Below are 21,804 nucleotides of genomic sequence, written 5' to 3'. Positions count from 1 at the left end.
CCACGCTAACTTTCCCCCAATGTCTATGTTCGGGTGCCTGAGGGTTGAGCACCGATATTTCCCTTTTGGCGATTGCCGAGGGTAAAGAAGCCCGCGATGTCGTATTTGCCGACTGCGAGGAAGGCGAGCAGCAGCAAGCCCCAGGCAAAGTCGCGGACGAAATTGGAAAGACCGCCGAAGTTGAGCAGGCTCGACATGAGCTGCAACGCAATGGCACTCAGCACCACGCAGATCACACGGCCATAGCCACCTTCAGGCTTTACGCCCGCCATCACCGCAATGAGAATGGCGACCAGCAGATATGAGCTGCCATAGTCGAACTTCACATTGACGTTGCGTGCCGCAATGATGATGCCCGCGATGCCTGCCAGCAGACCGCTGGTTGCATAGGTCGCAATCAACACGCCATTGCGTGGAAAGCCTGCAAAAATTGCAGCTTTCGGATTGGTGCCCATCAACATCAGCCAATAGCCATAAGGCGTGAAACGCACCACTGCAGCAATCAGCAACGCAACTGCGATGAAGATCAGGAAGCTGATCGGAACAGCCAAAAACATGTCATTGCCAATGCGCGACAGAAGATCTGGGCTACCAACCATGACAGCGCGACCGCTCGAAACGACAACTGCCAGACCCGTAAAAGCCATCTGAGTGCCAAGCGTACAGAGGATCGGCGTGATATTGAAACGCGCAATCAAAACACCGTTGACGATGCCGCCCGCAAGACCGATCACCAATGCCAGTCCGATGAAAGCGAGGCTGAAACCAAGCTGGTTCTCGGCACTGGAGATGAATGTCGAAACAACGACTGCGGAAAGCACACCGGAAAGATTGGCCAGCGCAATACCCGAAAGGTCAATCCCACCATTGCCAGCGCACATGGCCAGCATAACGCCGATAGCCAGAAGCCCGATTTCGGGTACCTGACCTGCCATCGATTGCAGATTGAACAGGGACAGGAAAGATCCCCCCGAAATATACGCGCCAAGCGCGAGCAATCCCAGATTGATGACAACAAGCATAGCAAGCTGATTGCTTGTCTTCTGCATGGTCTCCTCCTACCATGTTTAGTAAACAAAACTGTTATTCACTAAATAAATGACCAAGAGGTTGGGGCTTGTCAAGCGTATTATCGAGGAATTATGGTTGCCTAACACAGGGAATTACCCTAATCGTTTTAAATCGCGGCGTTTCTGTTTACTAAACGACAGTCCAATTCGCCCTTAATATCGAAGTGCCGCCCGGAAAATATGAAAAAGAAAAAGTCCTTTACGATCAGAGATATTGCTGAGAACGCGGGTGTTTCACCTGCGACGGTGTCGCTTGTTCTGAACGGCAAAGGCGAGATTTCAGGGGAAACGCGTGCGCGTGTTCTTGAGTCGGTGTCCCGTCTCAATTACGTGCCGCGCGCAGCCAAAACCGGGTCCGGCGGCGGCGAGACGATCCGTTTTCTGAAAATTGCCAAGCATGGCGAAACGGTCAATCGCGATCACAGCGTTTTCGTTTCCGATTATATCGACGGCATGTCGTCGGAAGCGACACGCCGCAATTACACGCTTGAAGTGGTGAGCTTTGAAGGGCAGCCGATCAGTGCGGTTGCTGAATCGCTGGCCGGTGCGCCGATCCGGGGCGTGATTGCGCTTGGAACCGAGTTGTCTGCGGCAGATATCCACATGATTCAGGGGCTTGGTCTGCCCACTGTTTTCATCGATACGTTTTACGAGGTCATCGAAGCCAATTTCGTCGACATGAACAATGAAGATGCGGTGTTCAAAGTTCTGTCACGCTTTAAGCAGCTTGGCTTTTCGCGCATCGGTTTTGTCGCCAGTCATACTGAGACCACGAATTTCCGTCTTCGCCGCGATGCGTTTTTCAAGAATATGCAGCGTCTGGACTTAAACGTTCAAGAGCGTGACATTCTCTCGGTCGAATCAACTTATGAGGGCGCGCATCGCGATACTTGTGCGATGTTGCATTCGGGGCTCGATCTCGCTGAATGCTATTTCTGCACCAACGATATCATAGCCTATGGCTTCATCCGGGCGCTGAAAGGTAAGGGCATTCGCATTCCAGACGACGTTTCTGTCATCGGTTTCGATAATTTGCCGCAAAGTGCGACCATGGAGCCGGGGCTTACAACGGTTGAAGTTTCTAAACGCAAGATCGGTAATCTTGCAGTGACCGTTTTGGATGATCTGATCAATACGGCTGATACGCAACCGCCGGTCAAAATCCTGGTCGGAGCGAACCTCGTCATTAGATCAAGCGATTCCGGTGTTGCTACAAAGATTGTGGCCCCAAAGACCGGCGCTTTTACAAGCTAACCCGATAAAAAATCGATAAAACTCAATCGGCGGCAGGTGCAAACCAGTCGCTGATTTTGCGCGTCTTTGTGCTTGATGCCTCCTTTCATGACCGAGCGATCCCTCCGGTGCTTTGTCCAAAGTGCTGCGCAGTCCACTGTCCACACCTCCCTATTACGTAGATAATTACTCTTGTAATTCTAATTATACATATGTATTCAAGAGTCGAGTTCGCTATGGGCTGGAGGCAGAGGAGCCTTCCCGGGTGATCTTTCAAGCGGCCAGGCGGGAGGATGTTTCGTCTGGTTTCCAAGGGAGGAATTTATGAAAAAGCTTGCTACGCTGGCGGCTCTCGCTGCCTTTTCGCTGCCTATTTCCGCCATGGCACAGGATGCGCCAGGTACGGTGAAGAAAGACAGCTATCGCTTCGTGATCGTTCCAAAGGTCGTTCATCCCTGGTTTGACAAGGTGAATGACGGTGCCCAGCAGGCAGCTGCCGCACTGAAGGCTCAGACCGGCGCGAATGTTGAAATCGTCTACTCGGCACCACAGAGCGCAGACGTTGTTCAGCAAAACCAGATCATCGACAGTGCTCTTTCCACGCGTCCTGACGGCCTTGCTCTCGATTTGCTCGATCCATCGGGCAATCGTGCTTCGCTTGAGGAAGCGCAGGGACAGAAAATTCCGCTGGTTCTGTTCGATTCCGTGCCACCTGAAGGCATGACAATCACCCATATCGGCTCCGATTTCTGCGAGCAGGCAAAGATTGCTGCGCGTCGTCTGGTCGAAGTTCTGGGTGGTGAAGGCGAAGTCGCGATCATGATGGGCGTGCCAACCGCACCAAACCATTCGATCCGCGCCGACTGCCATCGCGAAGTGTTCAAAGAACATCCGGGCATCAAGGTCGTTGCTGAAGGCATCGACAATGACAGCATCGAAATTGCTCAGCAGCAGGCTGCAGCAATCATGCAGGCCAATCCTAACCTCAAGGGCTGGGTTGCATCGGATGCGGCTGGTCCAATTGGCATCGGTCAGGCAATCGTAGAAGCTGGCAAGCAGGGCAAGGTCACGCTGGTCGGTCTCGATAATCTGCCGGAAATGCTCGACATGATCCGCAATGGCGTGGCAGACAGCTCGTCTGCCTCGCAGCCCGAACTTCAGGGCTACTGGTCGGTGATGACGCTTTGGGCACAGGCAACCGGCGCACCGGTTCCAGGCTATATCGACACCGGCAATGCATTCCTTACCAAGGAAAACGTAGGCAACTGATCTGATCCCGTTCAGGTCCGATCTTGTTGCAGGGGCACGGGTTCTCCCGTGCTCCATTCTTTCCTGTCCTATCGGCTTTGACCGGCAGCTTGCCGGACACGCAGCGATAGCTTCCCAAGGTGTCCATCATGGCTTATCTTGAAACAAGCGGATTAGGCCGGGACTTTCCGGGCGTAACCGCGCTGGACGGTGTTGACCTGAAAATCGAGCTGGGTCGCACGCATATTCTTGCTGGCGAAAACGGCGCCGGCAAATCCACACTCGTTAAAATTCTGACCGGAACCGATAGCGCTTCGCGCGGTCAGGTGTTGATCGATGGTCGCGACCCGACGACCGATCCTGCTCTTTATAAAAACGTTGCCTATGTTCCGCAGGAGCTGACGCTTTTCCCGCAGATGAGTGTCGCTGAAAATCTGTTCATGCCATTCAGCCGAACCGGCCATGGCGGCTTTCTCGTCAACCGCAAGACGTTGATGGAAGAGGCTAAATCCTATCTTGACCGCTTCGGCATCGAAGCGCAGGCAGATGATCTGGTCGCCAATATTTCGGTGTCCGATCAGCAGCTTTTGCAGATCGCGCGCGCCTGCACCAATGAGCAGATGAAAGTGCTTATTCTTGATGAGCCGACCTCATCCTTGACGCGTGTCGAGGTGGAGCGCGTCTTCAAGGTTATCCGTGGTCTGCTTGATCGCGATCATGCCATTGTTTTCATCAGTCACAAGATGGAAGAAGTCTTCCAGATTGGTGATGATTATACCGTTCTTCGTAATGGCACCAAGATCGAAAGCGGTCACATCAAGGACGTGACGGAAGCCGATCTGATCCGCGCCATGTCTGGCCGCGATCTTTCTTTTGATGAGCATTTCCGTCCAGCTGCACCAACAACTGAAACCATCATGGAAGTGCGTGGACTTTCCGGCTCTCGCTTTGAAGATATCAGTTTCGATCTGCGCAAAGGCGAGATTCTGGGCTTTGCCGGTCTGGTTGGGGCAGGGCGCTCTGAGGTTATGCAGACGATCTTCGGTTTCCTTAAAGCCAAAGCAGGCGAAGTGAAGGTTGAAGGCGAAAGCTGGACGCTTAACGATACGTCGCGCTCAGTTGCGGGCGGTATGCTTTATCTTTCGGAAGAAAGGAAGCATCACGGAATTTTCCCGCTTCTGTCGCTGCGCGAAAATATCGGCATTTCTGTACTCTCTCTAACGAGTGGCAAACTCGGTATCAGCGATAGCCGTGAGCGCAACATCGTGCAGAAAATCATCGATGATTACGGTATTCGCACCTCCGGCATGGGCAAGCGTATTTCGCAGCTCTCCGGTGGCAATCAGCAGAAAGCGATCATCGGGCGCGCTATGGCCACCCGCCCGCGTGTGCTGATTTTTGACGAGCCGACTAAAGGCATCGATATACGCACCAAGTCCGAGATTTATCGCATCATGAAGAATCTCGCCGAAGAGGGCGTGGGCGTTATCCTCGTTTCCTCTGAACTCAACGAACTCCAGAAATGCGCGAGCCGGATCATCACCATGCATAACGGTCATATCACCGGTGAGTTCTCCACCACCGATACCAACAATGAAACACTCGTGGGCGCGATCTTTGGAACAGAGGTAAAAGCCGATGCAAACTAGAGCCTTTTCCAATCTCATTCGCACACCTCTCGCAGGCGTTTTCGTAGCCTTGTTGGTGATATTTGCCCTTTCGGCGATCCTGTCGCCATATTTTCTCACGCCGTACAATCTGTCGGTGGTCGCACGCGGTCTTGCCTTCGTTGGCCTCATTACCATCGCCCAGTCCATGCTTATGGTGCTTGGCGAGCTTGATCTTTCGCTCGGCGTGATTGGCGGATTGAGTGGCGTTGTGTCCGGCATTCTGATGATGCGCATGGGCTTTGAGCCTTATTCGGCGATGCTGCTGGCCATTCTGCTCGGGCTTTGCCTCGGGCTGTTCAACGGCTTTCTCGTCACTTTCCTGCGCCTGCATTCGCTGGTGCTCACGATTGGTACGGCCGGCATTTTCGGAGGCGCCAATCTGGTGCTGACGCGTGGTGTTGCCATCACCGGCATTCCGCGTGAAGTGCATTTCCTTGGGCGCGGTGATTTCTTCGGCATTCCAGTGCCGTTTATGATCATGTTTGCCATGCTGCTAATTGCGACTTTCGTAATGCTGAAAACACCCTTTGGTCGCTATATGTATGCCATCGGCAACAATCGCGATGGCGCACGCATGCTGGGCATTCGCGTGGATCGCGTGCGTCTTCTGGTGTTTGGTGCTGCGGGTGCAATTGCGGGCCTTGCCGGTGTGCTGATGGTTGCGCGTCTGGGTACTGCACAGCCTTCCATTGGTGACAGCTGGGTTCTGGCTCCGATTGCTGCATCCGTCATCGGTGGCGTTGCCACAACGGGTGGTATCGGCAGCCCGATTGGTGCGATCCTCGGTGCAGGTATCATCGCCATTATTGAAAACATTATCGTTCTGTTCGGTGTCTCCCCCTATTGGCAGGGCATTGTTTCAGGTGCAATCGTCGTGCTGGCTATCTCGTTCGATGCCATATCGCGTCGTTATCTGCGCCGGGATGCCCACTGATCTGACGACCTGACACGTTTTAGAAAGCCAGTAATATGAATGAACAAGTCAAAACCAAAAAGCTGATCAACGCGCCGGAAAACATCATTGCAGAAATGATCGAAGGTATGGTCGGCGCGCATCCCGATATGCTGCGTGTTGAAGGCGAAACTGGTCGTGCAGTTGTGGCAGTTGATGGTCCGCGCGAGGGTAAGGTCGGTATCGTGGTGGGCGGTGGTTCGGGTCACGAACCCGCGTTTGCAGGCTATGTTGGACGCGGCCTAGCGGATGCTGCAGCCGTGGGTAATGTGTTTGCCTCACCGTCACCCGCTCACATTGCGGAAGCGGCACGTGCTGCTGATGGCGGTGCTGGCGTGCTGATGCTTTATGGCAATTACACGGGCGACGTTCTCAACTTCACCATGGCTGCGGAAGAGCTGGCGCAGGACGGCATGGATGTGCGTCATGTCGCGGTTGCGGACGATGTCGCTTCGGCTCCAATTGATCGCAAGTCGGAACGTCGCGGTATTGCCGGTGATTTCTTCGTTTTCAAGGTAGCAGGTGCTGCTGCTGATTTGGGTGAATCCCTCGCGCGCGTTGAAGCGTTGGCACAGGTGGCCAATGAAGCGACCCGTTCGATGGGCGTAGCATTGAGCCCCTGCTCGCTGCCACAGACCGGCAAGCCGAATTTCACTATCGGTGACGATGAGATGGAAATCGGCATGGGGCTGCATGGCGAGCCGGGCATCCGTCGCCAGAAGCTTGCGCCGGCCGATGAAGTTACCGACGAGCTGATGGATGCTCTTATTGGCGAATTGTCACTCAAGGCCGGAGATCGCGTAGCAGTTCTCGTCAACGGGCTTGGTGCGACCTCGCAGATTGAGCTCTATCTGGTGTTCCGTCGTGCGAAGCAGTTGCTGGACGCCAAGGGCGTTCTCATTCACGCGTCATGGGTTGGCGAATATGCCACCTCGCTTGAAATGGCAGGCGCGTCCATCACGCTCATGAAGCTTGATGATACCTTGCAAACACTGCTCGATCACCCTTGCCGCACTCCGGCGCTGACAGTTGGCGCGGTACAGGTTGGCGACAGGGAGCCTGCGACCCATCGCAAGGCAGTCCGGGCCACCGAGCACAAGGAAGCAGCGCAGGAAGCGCCGCGCAAGCTTATCACCGATGGTGATGTCACGCCTGCACTTTTCAAGGCGATGATGATGAATGTCGGCAATCAGATTATCGCCGAAAAAGACTGGCTGTCTGAACTTGATGGCGTGATTGGGGACGGCGACCATGGCGTGACCATGGAGATCGGCTGGAAAGCCGTTCAGCATGCACTTGAAGATGAACAGGGCGACGAGACAATCGAGGCCATCTGCAAGCGTATGGCCAAGGCGTTTCTCGATGCAGTTGGTGCGTCTTCTGGTCCGCTTTATGCGACAGCCTTCCTGCGTGCAGGAACAGCGGTCGGCAATCGCCTTAATCTCGATAGCACTGGCATGGCCGATTGGCTGGCGGCAGCTTCGCAGGGAATTCGCGATCGCGGTCGTGCCGATCCGGGTGACAAGACGATGATCGACGCATGGGTGCCTGCGGTTGAAGCTGCAACTGCAGCTGCCCAAAACGGTAAGTCGACACTGGAAGTGTTGATTGCAGCGCGTGATGGTGCAGAAGCTGGCATGAAGGCGACGGCTGCGATGGAATCCCGCCGCGGTCGATCAGCGAAGCTTGGCGAGCGTTCCATCGGTCATATCGATCCGGGCGCAGCTTCAACGTTCGTGACGCTGCGCGCCATGGCAGAAGCCCTTCAAGCACAGAAATAATCTAATCGCAGGGGCCGTGTCTAACGCGGCCCCTGTAGCAATGCGCGCGCCACACCTTCATTGGTGACAAGGCGATTGACATAGCCGCCGCGCAAAATTGCCCGGATAATGGGGATTTTGTTCAACCCACCTGAAACCAGAACCGATGCTGGTTTGAGCTTCAGCTTGTCCGGTGGCAGAGCAATGATTGAATCATTGAGAAAATGGTCAATCGGACGGCCCTGAGCGTCAAGAAAATATCCCAGAAACTCACCAACGGCGCCAAGTTTCAGCACAGCGTCGAGATTGTCCTTGACGACGCGAATATGCGTGAGCGAGGTTTCTGACGTCAGCGGCCCGCAGGATACGAGACCGATATCGGCGATTTCAGTTCTTGCCAACACGTCTGTCAGCTCGTCGCTTAGCAGGATCGCATTGCGGCTTTCGCGATTGGCGCAATAAATCGGTGCGGTTAGATAGTGACACTCGACACCTAGTGCTCGTGCAAAATCCGTCGCGACTTCAAATGTATTGGTCGATGAGCCGCTGGTGACACCGCCAGTCAGTCCGACCACCCAGCTTTCGGGTTTGGGTTTTGCGCGCAAACTGCGCACGGCAAAACTCAGCGTTCTGCCTGAAGCAATCCCGACGCCCATATCGCGCCCGTCAATCAACTCGCCAGCCATGGTTCCGGCAGCTTCACCGATAACGCGTTTCTGCTCGAGAAAATCATCGAGATCAGGAACGACAACAGCATCTGCAAGACCATAGCGTGCTGCGACTTTTTCCGCCAACTCGACGCAGTCTGACAATGGCAGGCTGACACTGATCTGGATTTGACCGGATTCCCGAACCTGCCCAATGATCTTGTTGACCTTGAGCCGGGTAATGTTGAGCCGCTGTGCAATTTCCTGCTGGGTCTGCCCACCGATGAAATAAAGCCAGGCTACGCGCGCGCGTTCCTGTTCTTCATCGACAGACACGAATTTCTCGTTCATTCACTGACCCTTAACAGTCGCTTCACGCAGCAGAACATCCTTGAGAGCATGACTGCAAAGCAGCATATCCTGTCACTTGTAACTCATTTCATAATTAGGGGCGAAGCTGCAATGTCTTTTGGCAGAACTGGATTTTAATTGTGGTTTCCGCTGTCGAAATTGCAGCCTGTTTATGCCTCCCATAAATTAGGAAAATCTTAGCAATTTAACTTGACTCAAATTATCATGTTAACTAGAAGTTGCGCCGGGGAATATCCCTGACGGCGGGTAAGATCATGTATAACAAAGATAGTCAGAAGTCGGCGCTCCATCGCTTTGTCGAAGGAGACGCGTTCTGGGTGGCCTATGCAGGTTTATTTGCAGGGATCGTTATCGTTGCAAATCTTTACCTTTGAAAATTGTCAGTCTGCAACTGCAAACAGCGTTTTGTAGACCGACCAAGCATATCAGCAGCAAGCAATAGTTCTCAGGTAGCCAGCCACTGATTTCCACTTTCGCGAGGAAACAGTGAAGAAAATACACTCAAAACACTACAGCGTTCTTTTAATCGGTGTGGCCTATAGCGCTTTCATAGCGGGAACTATCGCGTCCCATGCGCAATCAGCCAGTGATACTCAGCAGAATGCACAGACGAGCGACACGACGCAGGCAAAGAAGGCGGCGGGCTCTGTCGAGCTTCAGCCAATCATCATCAGCGCTGGCGTTGATATGGACGCACCTTATCTGACACCGGGCGGTGTCAGCGTTATCGATGGTAATATCGTTCAGGAAAAATATGGCGGCGATGCGAATGCGATTGTGCGTTCCATGCCGGGCACATTCACGCGCATATCGTCGAGCCAGCCGGGCGTTGCGGTCAATATTCGTGGTTTTGAATCGGATGGGCGCGTCAATACCATGATCGATGGCGTCCCGCAGATGTTCAGAAACACGGCGGGTCATGCTTCGACCGGTGGCGAACTGCTTTACATGGATACGAATCTCCTTGCAGGCGTGGGTGCCGAGCGCGGTGCCGTCAACGGTGCGCACGGCATGGGTTCTCTTGCGGGTGCCGTCAACTTCAGAACCATTGATTTTGATGATGTGGTTCTTGAAGGGCAGGATCAGGGCGTCAAGACCATCATGAAAGCCGGTAACAATGGCTATGGTCTTTCCGGGATGATTGCCGGTGGTGCGCGGACAAATATTCCGGGATCAGGAACGGCGTCGATTGTGGGTGCTTTCAGCTATAGCGACCACGAGAATTACCGAAGAGGCGATGGTGTTTACAACATACCTGACGCGAGCAATAAGCCGGGTTCGGGTTTGTTGAAGTTCCGTTTCCAGCCGGACGATGTGCATGATCTGAAGCTCGGCGCACGCTGGTACAAGAACAACTTTCTGGTTTCCGGCTATGAGTGGGGCGTGACCAATTCCACCTACACCGCCAACTATTCCTATAACCCGGATAGCGACTGGATCGATCTGAAGATCAACGCTTATTACAATCGCACGGACATGTCTTATGACCCCACAACTGGTGGCTCATACCGGCAGCGTGATACGCGGGATAATGGCTATGGATTTGATGTAACCAATACGAGCCGCTTCGACATTACCGACGAGCTCAGTGCTCGATGGGAATATGGTGCGGCCTATTCGTCTGATGATTACAAGGTCAATAACTATCGAGGCGCCAACCCTCCCGGCAGAATGCAGAAGGCGCGCGCCTTTACCGACATTACATTGGCGCAGGGTATTTTCGAACTGAGCACGGGACTGAATTACGATTATTGGACGCTGAGCGGGCATCAAAGCCCATGCACGGCCAATGTTGGTTTCTGCCCGCCAACGGGTGGTAATGTGGACGTTTCGCGCAATGAAAACGCACTCAACCCAAAGGTCACACTGTCTGCGAAGCCGGTCGACTGGCTGCAGCCCTATGTGACCTATGCCCACACATTCAGACCACCATCTGCGCGAGAAGCGCTTTGGGCATTGGTTCCGATTGGCGCTGGCATTGGTGGTGGCCAGTTTTCCAATTTCTATCTTGACCCAGAAAAATCCAAGGGATGGGAGTTTGGAACGAATGTCATCAAAGATGATCTGCTGATCGCTGGTGACGCGTTGCGGTTGAAGGTCAATTATTTCCGATACGATATCGAAAATTATATCGTGAACAACCTCTTGACCTTACCCGGTGATCCTTATGAAAGGGCGATCTGGGTCAACGTACCTGGAACCACGAAGTCACGTGGCTTTGAGATCGAGGGTGGTTACGATGCTCGATTTGCCTATGTGAACCTCTCTTATACCCATGCAAGCAACGATCAGCCGGTTGGCTGGGGCGCTGGCATCGGCAATGGCGACTCGACTTTCCTGCCGGAGGATTATGTCACCGTTGATGTGGGTGTTCGTGCGTTTGAGGAAGCTCTGACGGTTGGCGGGTCGATGAACCATGTCGGCGGTAGCCGTTATGCGGTTGGCTTTGGCGACACTGAGAAAAAGGAATCCTATACGCTTTACAATCTCTACGCCTCGTACAAGTTCAACAAGCACGCGACTGCTTTCATGAATGTCGAGAACCTGACGGATGTAGCCTACAGTCCGGCAGTGTCCGGCGAAATGGCGGAAAAGACTGGTCGCGGCCGTACCTTTATGGTCGGCCTCACGACACAGTTCTGATTTGATCGTGGTGTAAAAAATCAAATGGCTGGAACATTCCAGCCATTTGTATCTAAAGCTCGATAGGTACCGTCACCACGACCTTCAGGCCCGGATTGTTGTCGAGTTCTTCCATCTCTCCACCAAGCCCCAGCACGATGGCATTGAGCATTTTGCTGCCAAAGCCAGTCCTGTTGCGTGTTTTACCCGAGCCGTTATCTGCCACCACCAGACGGGCTTGATTGAAATGCTGATCGAGCGTCACACTTGTTGGTCCGGGAGCGCCATCATAAGCATATTTATTGGCATTGGTGACGAGCTCCGAATAGACCAGTCCGATATTGATCGCTCGATCGGCATTGATCAGGACATGTGAAAGCTTGCTGGTATGGTGGCTGCGCCATTCCTCGCCCATCGACTGGAAGAGTTCGTTCGATAGCTCATCGAGATAACGGGCAAGATCGACCGATCCGACATAGCTGTCGGAATAAAGACGGCGGTGCACGAGCGCCACGGCAGCGATGCGGCTGCGTGCGTCGGTGAGATACTGCACGATCAACGGGTCATCGGTTTCGCGCATCTGCATACCGAGAAATGTCGAGACAAGCTGAAGACTGTTCTGCACCCGATGATTGATTTCCTTCATCAGAAAATCTTTCTGTTCCAGAAGCTTGTCCTGCTGCTCCAGAGTTCTCTGTAATTCGCGGTTCAGTCTGTCGATCCGGCGGCGTTGATAGGCTTCATGAATGACACGACCAATGCGGTGCATTGCATCAGTTTTGTTGAAGTTCCAATAGCGCGATCGGCCATGCACCTCTTCTGACCATGCTTCAAACGACGCGCGGGGCGTCAACGGTGCAGACGTCGAACTGGATGCGTCCTTATGAGGGTTTCCGGCCCATTCAACGATCTGCACTTTTTCGGCGCGCGACCAGACCAGAAAAACATCCTCATCCAGATGCAACTTGAATACTGCAATGCCGCTGGCAATCGATATGACATGCGCGGGCAAATCTTTATGCCGGCCAAATTCGTGCGAATAGAAAAGGCCATCCTTGAACTTGTTCTGGATCAAACCGAGGATAGTACGAAGATCGGAGATGTTCGGTGACGTTCCGGACTGTGCGACCAATTTTTCCTTGGAAACGACGGCAAAGCCATCTGCAATCATCATCTGGCGCAGATTTTCAGTGGTTTCTGCAAGGCGCTCTTCAAGTGGCGCGTTAATCAGCAGCGTTTCGACAAGTCGATCCTCGTGGGAGCGCAGCCGGAGTCGTTCACGCGCGTTCTCAGCCTCGTCTTTGGACTTCATCTGTCGGGCAAGGCTCGCAGCCAATGCGCGTGCCGCGGCGCGCGTAGCAAAGGGCATGGCCAGCGGTGCCACATTGTGACAGGCGATGAGGCCCCATAGTACACCATCTTTGATGATGGAGACAGACGCGCTCGAGCCCACGCCCATGTTCTGCAAATATTGCAGATGTATGGGAGAAACACTGCGCAAGGCGACATCACTCAAATCAAGCGGTTGTTGCGGTTCATCCTTATACCATCGCAGCGGTGCCGGAATGTAGGTGGAATCCGGTATGACGCGGACACGATTGCGCAGATAAAGCGCACGTGCCTGTTTGGGAATGTCGCTTGATGGAAAATGATGATTGAGAAAGGTCGGATAGTTGTCGTTGCCATCTTCAGCCAGCACAACGCCAGATCCATCTTCAAGAAATTGATAGATCATGACACGGTCAAAGCCTGTCAGCTTGCGAAAAGCCACGACGGACTTCTGAAACAGCGTTCGGACATCCGGTGCCGCTTCAAACTGGTGCGCGACGGCTTCAAGGCCGGACAGCGACTGTTCTGGCGTTATGAACGACTGTAATGCTGGCTCGATTTCAACGAGCAGATATTCATTGAGAATATGGCCGAGCAGATCAAAGGCTTCATCCCCAATGATAAGTTTGCCAAGAATGATTTCATCGGCTCTTGGAGCTTCTGCAGCCATCGCCAGCACATCAAACTGCAACAGATAATTGATGTGCTGGCCGGGCCAAGCCTCGCCGAAATAGTTTTCGAGATGTCCGGCACCGCCGACGATCTGGCCACTGGTCAGTTCCGCAACCAGTAGCATGCCATGAGGTTGAATAGATCCGGGTATGTGAATGGGTTCGCGGTCGCAGGCAGTCTGATCAAGCGGGCTGTCTGGCGACATGGTTGAAAACCTTCTGATAATTATACTCAAAGGCACCGAATGCAGCGATGGCTGCAAACGTGCAACGCTCTTCATCGTCGTCATCAAAAGGCGTGATATCGATTAGTTTAAGGGTCTGATTCCATGAACGCAAATTGCTGATCCGTCTGGCAACGTGCCGCGCTCCGAACTCTCCGGTGAAGCCGAGCTTATTGACTTGATCGGCCCGCTCCTGCGCGAGAATTGCGAGAGCTTCCAGAGCATAAAACGTTCCAATAATAGTTGGCAAGTCGACGGGCTCAGTTGCTCGTTTGAAGCGCAGCATATCCGAACCGAGATCAACATTGAGGTCGTCGATGTCACGAGCAAGGGATGGTTCGAGCTTGCGTTCATTCCAGTCTGGTACGAGCGCTTCGATATGGCTCGTTTCCAGCATCGATTCCAGAAGCAGGCAGCTTGCGAGGGTAGCGTGCAAATAGATTTTGTATGAAGCTTCTGTGCCGAGCATGGCCAGATCGCTGTACAATATATCAACTCGATTATGGTGCGGGCTGGTTGCCGATTTCAATCGCCAGTACCGTCCCGACATTGTTTTTTGGAACATTAAAGAAATTCACTCCGCTTCAGAAAGGATCATGTGCATGAGCAATATTCAGGCGCATATCTCCGCGCGCAATAACGCGGTTGACGGCTCTTGGTTCCAATTAATTTAAGAGATAGCTGAAAATAAAGCTGCTTTATGCAGTGCGCAAATTGCAAAAGGGAGGGCTCATCTCAAAGCCGATAATAAAACGAGCCTTGGCACTAGCCACGGACTAAGCGCTTCATTCCTTTTAACAATTTCAGTCCTGGAGATCGAATGGTGGGCGTAACAGGGATTGAACCTGTGACCCCTACAATGTCAATGTAGTGCTCTCCCGCTGAGCTATACGCCCATTCGATGTGGCGCATACACCATATCGCGTTGCGCCCGTCAATGCCCTTTTTTGAAGTTTATTCGTCTTTGTTGTTGAATAACTTATCGACTGCCGGGAAAGCCGCTGATCGCCTTAAGCGGCGATCAGCATTTTTTCGATTTCGTTCACCAGATCGCGCAGGTGGAAAGGCTTGGAAAGCACTTTCGCATCGCGCGGCGCGTCCGAATCGGGGTTCAGCGCGACAGCTGCAAAGCCGGTAATGAACATGATCTTGAGGTCGGGATCGATCTCGGTCGCGCGACGCGCCAGCTCGATGCCATCCATCTCCGGCATGACAATGTCGGTCAGAAGCAGCGAGAAAGGTTCTTCGCGCAGCCTTTCATAGGCGCTGGCGCCATTGTCGAAATGGGTGACGTGATAGCCCGCTTTTTCCAGTGCTTTCACGAGGAAGCGACGCATATCGTTGTCGTCTTCAGCTAGCAGAATTCTTTTCATTGGTCCGTCCGAATTTCATGTCGTTCGTTCGCGCATTTCGGCGCAGGTAACGACTCAGCTCTCGCACTAGAAAACGCGTTTTTGGTAAATATGAAATGAATGCTCTCGCAAATGTTAATTGGTATGGCCACTGTTTGGCAACAAGCTGTTATGTGTTACAGCTTTTCACAGTTTTGCGGGCTGGTCCATAGAGGGAGTGGCGAGCTCTGCAATTTCGGATATTGTTTCTGGCCGGACTGACATAAGATGCTGCTTTTAAAGCAGAACTACAATATGGCAGGTCAAAAAAAGACAGTCGAGACGGGTTGAAGTATGAGTCTGGAACGCGATTTTCATCTGATGCCCCCTTATGAGGTTTGCGCGCCTGCGCAGCAGCGCATTCCCTTCGTTTTTAATTCACCTCACAGCGGACGTGCTTATCCGAAGTCGTTTCTTGAGGAATCACGGCTCGACTCACTGGCAATCCGATACTCGGAAGATTGTTATGTTGATGAGCTTTTTGCAGACGTGCCGCGTCTGGGTGCGCCTTTGCTCAAGGCGCATTTCCCGCGTGCTTTTCTCGATGTGAATCGCGAGCCCTTTGAACTTGATCCACGCATGTTCGTGGAGCCGCTGCCACCGTTCGTAAATAGCCAGTCTGCACGCGTGGCAGGTGGCCTGGGGACAATTCCTCGTCTGGTTGGCGAAGGGCAGCTTATTTATCCGGGGCGCATATCACTGCAGGAAGCATTCTATCGGATTGAAGATCTTTATAAGCCATATCACAATGCGCTCGACACTCTGTTGCACACGACCCATGAACGTTTTGGCTATTCCGTTCTTATCGATTGCCATTCCATGCCGGGCGGCACGCGATCGGGCGATATTGGCGGTCGGCCTGATTTCATCATTGGTGATCGTTTTGGCCGCTCTTGCAGTGAGCAGTTGACGCAAGCTGCTATCGAACTGCTTCAGGGGCTCGGCTATACGGTTGCGCATAATAAGCCATATGCAGGCGGCTTCATCACCGAGCATTATGGCAGGCCAGCAGCAGCTTGCTATGCCTTGCAGATTGAGATCAACCGCAGTCTCTATATGAATGAACAGAGCTTGCAGAAGCTGGCTGGATTCGATGCGCTTTGTGCGGACCTTTATCAGTTCCTGAGCGATCTGACGTCTTTGCCTGATGAGCTTCTGGTCGTGCCGCCGCTTGCGGCTGAATAGCCGCCTCGCGCTTTTCATCTTCAGCTAAATGCGAAAATCTATCATCAACGGAAGATAAAAAGAGCCGCGCTCCAATGAAGAAAGCGCGGCCAAAGACTAGGGAGGAAATGCCCCGAAAGGCATCGACAGGACAGCCTGTCTGACCTTTAAGCTACGCTGCAAAGCCTTATGCGTCAAGGAATTACGCATAATTATTGAGCTAAAAAATAGACAGCTCAAATTATGGGCAATATTAGTACAGGTTGCATATGAATGCATCATCTTATGGAAACGGGAGATTGGGATTGCTGATCGATAGGGCATTTTTTTCCGAAGTCGCTTCGGTTGCTGCAGCTGAAACCTTGCCGCGATTCCGCCAGTTCACGGCGATCGACAATAAATACACCTCTGGCTTTGATCCGGTGACCGAAGCTGATCGCGCAGCGGAGCGCGCGATTCGTGCTGTAATTGGACGCGAGTTTCCCGACCACGGCATTCTTGGCGAAGAATATGGCCCTGAAAACGTTGATCGCAGTCATGTATGGGTCATCGATCCGGTCGACGGCACGCGTGCGTTCATATCCGGCCTGCCGGTATGGGGAACACTTGTTGGCCTGACAGTCGATGGTGATGCCAAGGCAGGGATGATGTCACAGCCTTTCACGGGTGAGCTATTCTACAGCGACGGTGACGGTTCCTATCTGGTGCGCGATGGTGGAGAGCAACGTCGACTGACAGTGCGTTCTCAAGCCAAGCTTGAAGACGCAACGATGTTCACGACAACACCTGAACTCTTCAAGGGCGATCTGCGCAAAGGTTTTGATCGGTTGGAAAGCTCGGTGCGTCTGTCGCGTTATGGTGTCGATTGCTACGCTTTCGCGATGCTTGCAGGTGGCTTTGCCGATATTGTGGTAGAAGCAGGCCTCCAGCCTTATGACATCGTGGCACTGATCCCGATCATCGAGCAGGCTGGTGGTATTGTTACAAAGCGCGATGGTGGTCCGGCGGAAAAGGGTGGCGATATTGTCGCTGCCGCATCTCCCGCCTTGCATCAGGCAGCGCTTGAACTCATTAACGGGTAATTACGTCTGATCGGGATTTGCAGGTTCTGTGGTTTCTGGTGGTTTTTCAATTTCCGAGGTTCCGGGAATGAAAGCATCAAAGGCCGCCAGAACTTGCTCCCGATAGAAATCGGCTTCCTGCAACAATTCATGGCGTCCGCCATCAACGACGACCAGCGAGATATTGCGTGTGCTTGCAGCAAAGCGCTCAATGGCCGGTGTGGAAACGACCTGATCGGCACCCGCCGCGATTATCAATACCGGGATGGCCGGTCCTTGATAAAAATCGGGTCGGCTGATGAGCGACGCAGTTTCGAGTGCACCGGCAAGCCAACGCACTGTTGGGCCACCAAGCGCCAGATCAGGATTGTTACGAACAACTTCCATATTGCGCGTGAAGCGCGCGGTATCGCTGGTCAATGGATTGTTTGCAAACGGCCGGTCAATCATCTTGCGTCCAGCCGCAGCATAGAGCCTGCCGAAGCCGAACCAGCGCAGGCCGGTCGTGATGCGGCGCATCTTGTCATCGCTGGACTTCGATCCCCCAAGCCCCATCAATGGTGCACAAAGCACCATACGGGTAATTCGCGAGGCAAGCTTCGGTATCGACGAATAGGCAATCAATGCCCCCGCAGAGTGCGCAAATACGTAAAATGGCGGTGGGCAATCGGGCAGAACGACATCTGTCAGGAACTGGTCGAGATCACTGGTATAATCGCTAAAACGACCGACATAGCCGCGCAAGCGATCTTTAAGCAGCCTGTGCGAACCACCTTGTCCGCGCCAATCAAGTGTGGCGACGGTGAAGCCACGATTTGAAAGGTCTGACATGGTCTCGAAATATTTCTCGATGAACTCATTGCGACCTTGCAGCAGTATGATCGTGCCGCGCGATGGCTTGGTTTGTGACTTGACGAGCGCATAGCGCAAGCTCTTGCCGTCCCGCGTTTCAAGCATGCCAGATTGCGTTCCGGGCGGTATGGGATTCGCATCGGTCTCAAAAAGAAAATCTGGCATTCAGGCTGTTGTCCCACGTTACATTTCGCACAGCAATATAATGGGACAAAGGATGATAAAAAGTAACCGGAAGTTTGCTCGCAAACTTCCGGTTCAGGAAACAACCTGTGCAAGGGACGTTGCACAGGTTGATCTGTTCGTTCTGGCTGGAATTACCAGCCGCGACCAGCACGGCGTTCATCAATGATACGACCGCTGAAAGCATCAACCACCACGATCACACGACGACCATTCGGACGCGTAGCCTTGACGAAATAGGCACCGCGATCACGGCGAATATCGCCAACATCATAACCACGGCGTTGCAGCGAACGAGCAACCTGACGGGGGCCGAGCGTGTCGCGGCGTCCATAATCGCCACCCCAGCCGGGTCCACGACCTGGTCCACGATCATATCCGCGATCAGGTCCACGATCTGGGCCGTCCCAATCCGGACGTGGTCCACCACGTGGCGGCATAGGCGGACGATAGCCATCATCGTCGTAGTATTGAACCTGAACGCGCAACCCATTATCGGCTGCGTGGGATGTCGTCGCGATCCCTGTCGCGACGGTGGCAAGTGCGGCAAAAGCAAGAAAAGCTTTTTTCATAACCGTAATCCTTTGATGAACCCGCCTCTCAGCAGGCATAGTGGGACATCAGAGCGCCGTGCGTCCTTCCAGGCGCACAAAGGAAGCTCTGACGTTTGAAACTACACATCGAGCTTTCCAGAAATCGACTTCGATTTCTGGGCCGATATGTAGCCCCAAGCACCTGAACGCTCGCCGAAGATGATGTTCATTTTGGGTTCATTGCATGCCGAATCCCCCTATTTCCGGGTCCCAAGCGATCAGGAGTTGTTACGGCAGGTGATAAGCCGTGTAACTATATTCTACGGTCATACGAGCAAGGCCGGCGGTGTTTTCTGCAACGTACATTCAAATCAGCCTTGAAATGAAAAAGCAGCATTCCCAAATGAGTTTTGCGGTTGCCGACAACGGGGCCGCCGGCACCTAAGAATTCGCCAAAACGGGAATTCTGCCGCCAATATAATGCATTCTTGTCGCTCTTAAGGAGGGCTTACATATGCGTCACGTTGATTTTTCCCCTCTCTATCGTTCCACCGTTGGTTTCGACCGTCTCTTCTCCTCGATGCTCGACACACTCGCATCGCCAGAAGGATCGCAGTCTTCCTATCCGCCATATAATATCGAGCGGACCGGTGAGAATACTTATCGCATCACTATGGCCGTTGCCGGTTTCTCGGAAAGTGAACTCGAGATAGAAGCACACCGCAATCAGTTGACCGTCAAGGGTCAGAAGGCCGAAGACGACGCATCGGAAGCCGGTGAAGTGCTTTATCGCGGCATTGCTTCGCGCGCCTTTGAGCGTCGCTTCCAGCTTGCAGACTTTGTTGAAGTTGCCGGTGCCAGCCTTAAAAACGGCTTGCTCCATATCGATCTCAAGCGCGAAATCCCTGAACAGATGAAGCCGCGCAAGATCGAAGTAAGTCAGGCATCGACGGCTGATGCCCAGCAGATTGAAGCGAAGACCGCCCACTAACTGCTTAAAGGTCTATAAAAAGAAAGCGGCGCAAAATGCGCCGCTTTTTTGTTAAGTGCATTCCGGAAAGGGTGATGCGGCTTTCGACAAAGATGCGCGACAAGAACGGATGCTAGGCGATCAGCTTGCCGAACTGATCGACCTCTTCTTCCGTGTTGGCAAAGCTTGTCACGAAACGTGCAAAAATCTCGCCTTCGCTGATGCGATTGACTTCTGAATGCGGCGGGTTCCAGTCGTAGAAGATTGCACCTGCATCGCGCAGGCGATCATAGACGGACTGCTTCATGATCGCGAAAACCTCGTTGGCTTCCGGCTTCCATGCCAGTCGCATCTGGCTCGATGCATCGATATGTCGGGCAAGGCGCGCAGAAAGAGCATTGGAATGCTTCGCCAGTTCAATCCAGAGACCATCTGTGAGATAGGCATCAAACTGGGCCGCAATAAAACGTGTTTTCGAGAAAAGCTGTGCGGCACGCTTGCGAATGAATGGCAAGTCCTTGGCGCGGGCAGGGTCCATAAACACCAGCGCTTCTGCACACCAGCAGCCATTCTTGGTGCCGCCAAAGGAAACGATATCGACGCCCTGCTTCCAGGTCATTTCTGCAGGTGACATGTCCAGTGATACAAGTGCGTTTGCAAAGCGTGCACCGTCCATATGCAGCGGCAGACCGGCGCCACGGCAGATTTCGGAAATCGTGGAAATATGCTCAGGCTGATAAAGCGTGCCAACTTCCGTTGCTTGCGTAATGCTGACAGCCATCGGCTGACCGGCATGAACGAAAGCAGGATTGAAGCGCTTGAGTTCGCGCTTCAAGAGTTCAGGATCGATACGTCCCATCGCACCGTCGATCGGATGCAGACGTGCGCCGCCGGTGAAATATTCTGGCGCGCCGCATTCATCTTCGATCACATGGGCTTCGCGATGTACCAGCGAGACGCCACCGGGACGATTGACGCTGGCAAGTGCGAGTGAGTTGGCTGCCGTGCCTGTGCCGACGAAGAAGACCGCGACTTCACGCTCGAACAATTCGTTGAAACGCTGCTCTACACGCTTGTCGATTTCGCTGGCACCATAGGCAGCTGCAAAGCCGTTGGCGTGAAGTGAAAGACTTTCAGCGATTTTCGGGTGGGCGCCTGCCCAATTGTCTGAAGCAAAATGCACGATGTTCTCCGCTGGCGGTAGGACCTTATAGCAAAGGTCTATAACCGGACTCGGTAACAGGCGTAAGGCCTGTTGACGCTAAAAAGCGAGCAGCGTCTGTCACTTTTTAGAGCTTCCTGTGAGCAGCGCCAGGCGCGCCAAACTGACGCAACCGGCGTCAAACGTAATTAAATAATGCAATAGTGAACGTCTGCGACACTTTGTTTCGCAAGCGGCTCGAAAAAATCATGTTTCCATCTTGTGAGCGAATTTGAATTCTGTCATACGTGATTAGGACAGCAATGCTGACTAATTCACCCTTGCTGTCCAATTCATCACTGTGATCGTCAGGTTTCTTGTCAAAGCTTCCGTCAGTTGCAGAAAGAAAGTGCCGCGCAGATCGGGATAACCCGGCAGAATGCGATGCTTAATGAGACAGGGGAGTTTGGTGCGCCGCCATGGTGGGCCGAGGTCGCTTGTCGAGCCTGAAAGACTAAGGCGAGAAAGCAATATTCCTCTCGATGGTTCAGCCATCGGCCATGGAACGTCGTCCACCGCCTTTTCGATAAGGCTTTCCATACACAGAAGTCAAAGCGCATCCCGAAAAGTGCAGAGCGGTTTTCGGATGAGATGCGCAACTAAAACAGTTCGGAACGAATAGCCGTTCCGGTTCATTATCGTATCGCGCAG

General features: G+C 53.2%; 18 protein-coding genes and 1 tRNA gene. 9 read left to right on the top strand and 10 right to left on the bottom strand.

Annotated elements, in window-relative coordinates:
• Positions 1-23: 23 nt before the first annotated feature.
• Positions 24-1,049, bottom strand: a complete 1,026-nt coding sequence (locus QBD00_RS09995; protein WP_191792932.1) for an ABC transporter permease — start codon at positions 1,047-1,049, stop codon at positions 24-26.
• Between the two features lie 201 nt (positions 1,050-1,250).
• On the opposite strand from QBD00_RS09995, the gene QBD00_RS09990 reads away from it, so the two are divergent.
• The 5 genes from QBD00_RS09990 to dhaL all read left to right on the top strand — a co-directional run bounded on the left by QBD00_RS09990 (position 1,251) and on the right by dhaL (position 7,954).
• Positions 1,251-2,324, top strand: coding sequence for a LacI family DNA-binding transcriptional regulator (locus QBD00_RS09990; RefSeq protein WP_191792933.1), 1,074 nt, complete (start codon positions 1,251-1,253; stop codon positions 2,322-2,324).
• Between the two features lie 303 nt (positions 2,325-2,627).
• Positions 2,628-3,572, top strand: a complete 945-nt coding sequence (locus tag QBD00_RS09985) for a substrate-binding domain-containing protein (RefSeq protein WP_095445319.1) — start codon at positions 2,628-2,630, stop codon at positions 3,570-3,572.
• A 128-nt stretch (positions 3,573-3,700) separates the two neighbouring features.
• Positions 3,701-5,200 carry a sugar ABC transporter ATP-binding protein gene (locus QBD00_RS09980; protein ID WP_318579349.1) on the top strand — a complete coding sequence of 500 codons (1,500 nt, stop codon included), beginning with the start codon at positions 3,701-3,703 and terminating at the stop codon, positions 5,198-5,200.
• On the top strand, positions 5,190-6,155 hold the full coding sequence (locus QBD00_RS09975) for an ABC transporter permease (RefSeq protein ID WP_151093101.1): 966 nt from the start codon (positions 5,190-5,192) through the stop codon (positions 6,153-6,155). Before QBD00_RS09980 ends, QBD00_RS09975 begins: the two co-directional genes overlap by 11 nt.
• 35 nt (positions 6,156-6,190) lie before the next feature.
• Complete coding sequence (gene dhaL, locus QBD00_RS09970) at positions 6,191-7,954, top strand: dihydroxyacetone kinase subunit DhaL (RefSeq protein WP_318579348.1); 1,764 nt, start codon at positions 6,191-6,193, stop codon at positions 7,952-7,954.
• A gap of 20 nt (positions 7,955-7,974) precedes the next feature.
• On the opposite strand, the gene QBD00_RS09965 is transcribed toward dhaL, so the two are convergent.
• A complete protein-coding gene (locus QBD00_RS09965; protein WP_151093097.1) occupies positions 7,975-8,931 on the bottom strand; it encodes a sugar-binding transcriptional regulator in 957 nt (318 codons plus the stop codon).
• Positions 8,932-9,438: 507 nt separating this feature from the next.
• On the opposite strand from QBD00_RS09965, the gene QBD00_RS09960 reads away from it, so the two are divergent.
• Positions 9,439-11,595, top strand: a complete 2,157-nt coding sequence (locus QBD00_RS09960; RefSeq protein WP_318579347.1) for a TonB-dependent receptor domain-containing protein — start codon at positions 9,439-9,441, stop codon at positions 11,593-11,595.
• Positions 11,596-11,647: 52 nt separating this feature from the next.
• On the opposite strand, the gene QBD00_RS09955 is transcribed toward QBD00_RS09960, so the two are convergent.
• From QBD00_RS09955 to cpdR, 4 genes are all read right to left on the bottom strand, one after another.
• Positions 11,648-13,780 (bottom strand): histidine kinase dimerization/phosphoacceptor domain -containing protein, encoded by a 2,133-nt coding sequence (locus QBD00_RS09955; protein ID WP_318579346.1) that lies wholly within the window; start codon positions 13,778-13,780, stop codon positions 11,648-11,650.
• Positions 13,758-14,285 (bottom strand): hypothetical protein, encoded by a 528-nt coding sequence (locus tag QBD00_RS09950; RefSeq protein ID WP_318579345.1) that lies wholly within the window; start codon positions 14,283-14,285, stop codon positions 13,758-13,760. Before QBD00_RS09950 ends, QBD00_RS09955 begins: the two co-directional genes overlap by 23 nt.
• A gap of 334 nt (positions 14,286-14,619) precedes the next feature.
• A tRNA-Val gene (locus QBD00_RS09945) sits at positions 14,620-14,694 on the bottom strand.
• A gap of 114 nt (positions 14,695-14,808) precedes the next feature.
• Entirely contained in the window at positions 14,809-15,171 is a 363-nt protein-coding gene (gene cpdR / locus QBD00_RS09940) for a cell cycle two-component system response regulator CpdR (RefSeq protein WP_007877205.1), read from the bottom strand.
• A gap of 312 nt (positions 15,172-15,483) precedes the next feature.
• Here cpdR and QBD00_RS09935 point away from each other — a divergent pair, with 312 nt between their 5' ends.
• Together QBD00_RS09935 and hisN are read left to right on the top strand one after the other, a co-directional pair.
• The gene (locus QBD00_RS09935; RefSeq protein WP_191792937.1) at positions 15,484-16,374 is read left to right on the top strand and encodes an N-formylglutamate amidohydrolase; all 891 of its coding nucleotides are present in this window, start codon (positions 15,484-15,486) and stop codon (positions 16,372-16,374) included.
• A 284-nt stretch (positions 16,375-16,658) separates the two neighbouring features.
• Positions 16,659-17,435, top strand: a complete 777-nt coding sequence (hisN, locus tag QBD00_RS09930; RefSeq protein ID WP_318579344.1) for a histidinol-phosphatase — start codon at positions 16,659-16,661, stop codon at positions 17,433-17,435.
• Here hisN and QBD00_RS09925 read toward each other — a convergent pair whose 3' ends face one another.
• Complete coding sequence (locus tag QBD00_RS09925) at positions 17,436-18,431, bottom strand: alpha/beta hydrolase (RefSeq protein ID WP_318579343.1); 996 nt, start codon at positions 18,429-18,431, stop codon at positions 17,436-17,438.
• A 152-nt stretch (positions 18,432-18,583) separates the two neighbouring features.
• Positions 18,584-19,021: an antifreeze protein gene (locus QBD00_RS09920; protein WP_264232025.1), complete on the bottom strand. Its 438-nt coding sequence runs from the start codon at positions 19,019-19,021 to the stop codon at positions 18,584-18,586.
• Positions 19,022-19,496: 475 nt separating this feature from the next.
• On the opposite strand from QBD00_RS09920, the gene QBD00_RS09915 reads away from it, so the two are divergent.
• Entirely contained in the window at positions 19,497-19,973 is a 477-nt protein-coding gene (locus tag QBD00_RS09915) for an Hsp20 family protein (RefSeq protein ID WP_095445359.1), read from the top strand.
• 112 nt (positions 19,974-20,085) lie between these two features.
• Here the strand turns inward: QBD00_RS09915 and QBD00_RS09910 are convergent, their stop codons facing one another.
• Both QBD00_RS09910 and QBD00_RS09905 read right to left on the bottom strand, forming a co-directional pair.
• On the bottom strand, positions 20,086-21,135 hold the full coding sequence (locus QBD00_RS09910; protein WP_318579342.1) for a low specificity L-threonine aldolase: 1,050 nt from the start codon (positions 21,133-21,135) through the stop codon (positions 20,086-20,088).
• Between the two features lie 288 nt (positions 21,136-21,423).
• Complete coding sequence (locus QBD00_RS09905; protein ID WP_151093079.1) at positions 21,424-21,693, bottom strand: hypothetical protein; 270 nt, start codon at positions 21,691-21,693, stop codon at positions 21,424-21,426.
• Positions 21,694-21,804: the final 111 nt, after the last annotated feature.

It is taken from the genome of Ochrobactrum sp. AN78 (assembly GCF_029909885.1).
Classification (GTDB): domain Bacteria; phylum Pseudomonadota; class Alphaproteobacteria; order Rhizobiales; family Rhizobiaceae; genus Brucella; species Brucella quorumnocens.
The sequence above is the reverse complement of the archived record's forward strand: the minus strand, read 5'-3'. Positions and strand labels throughout refer to the sequence as shown.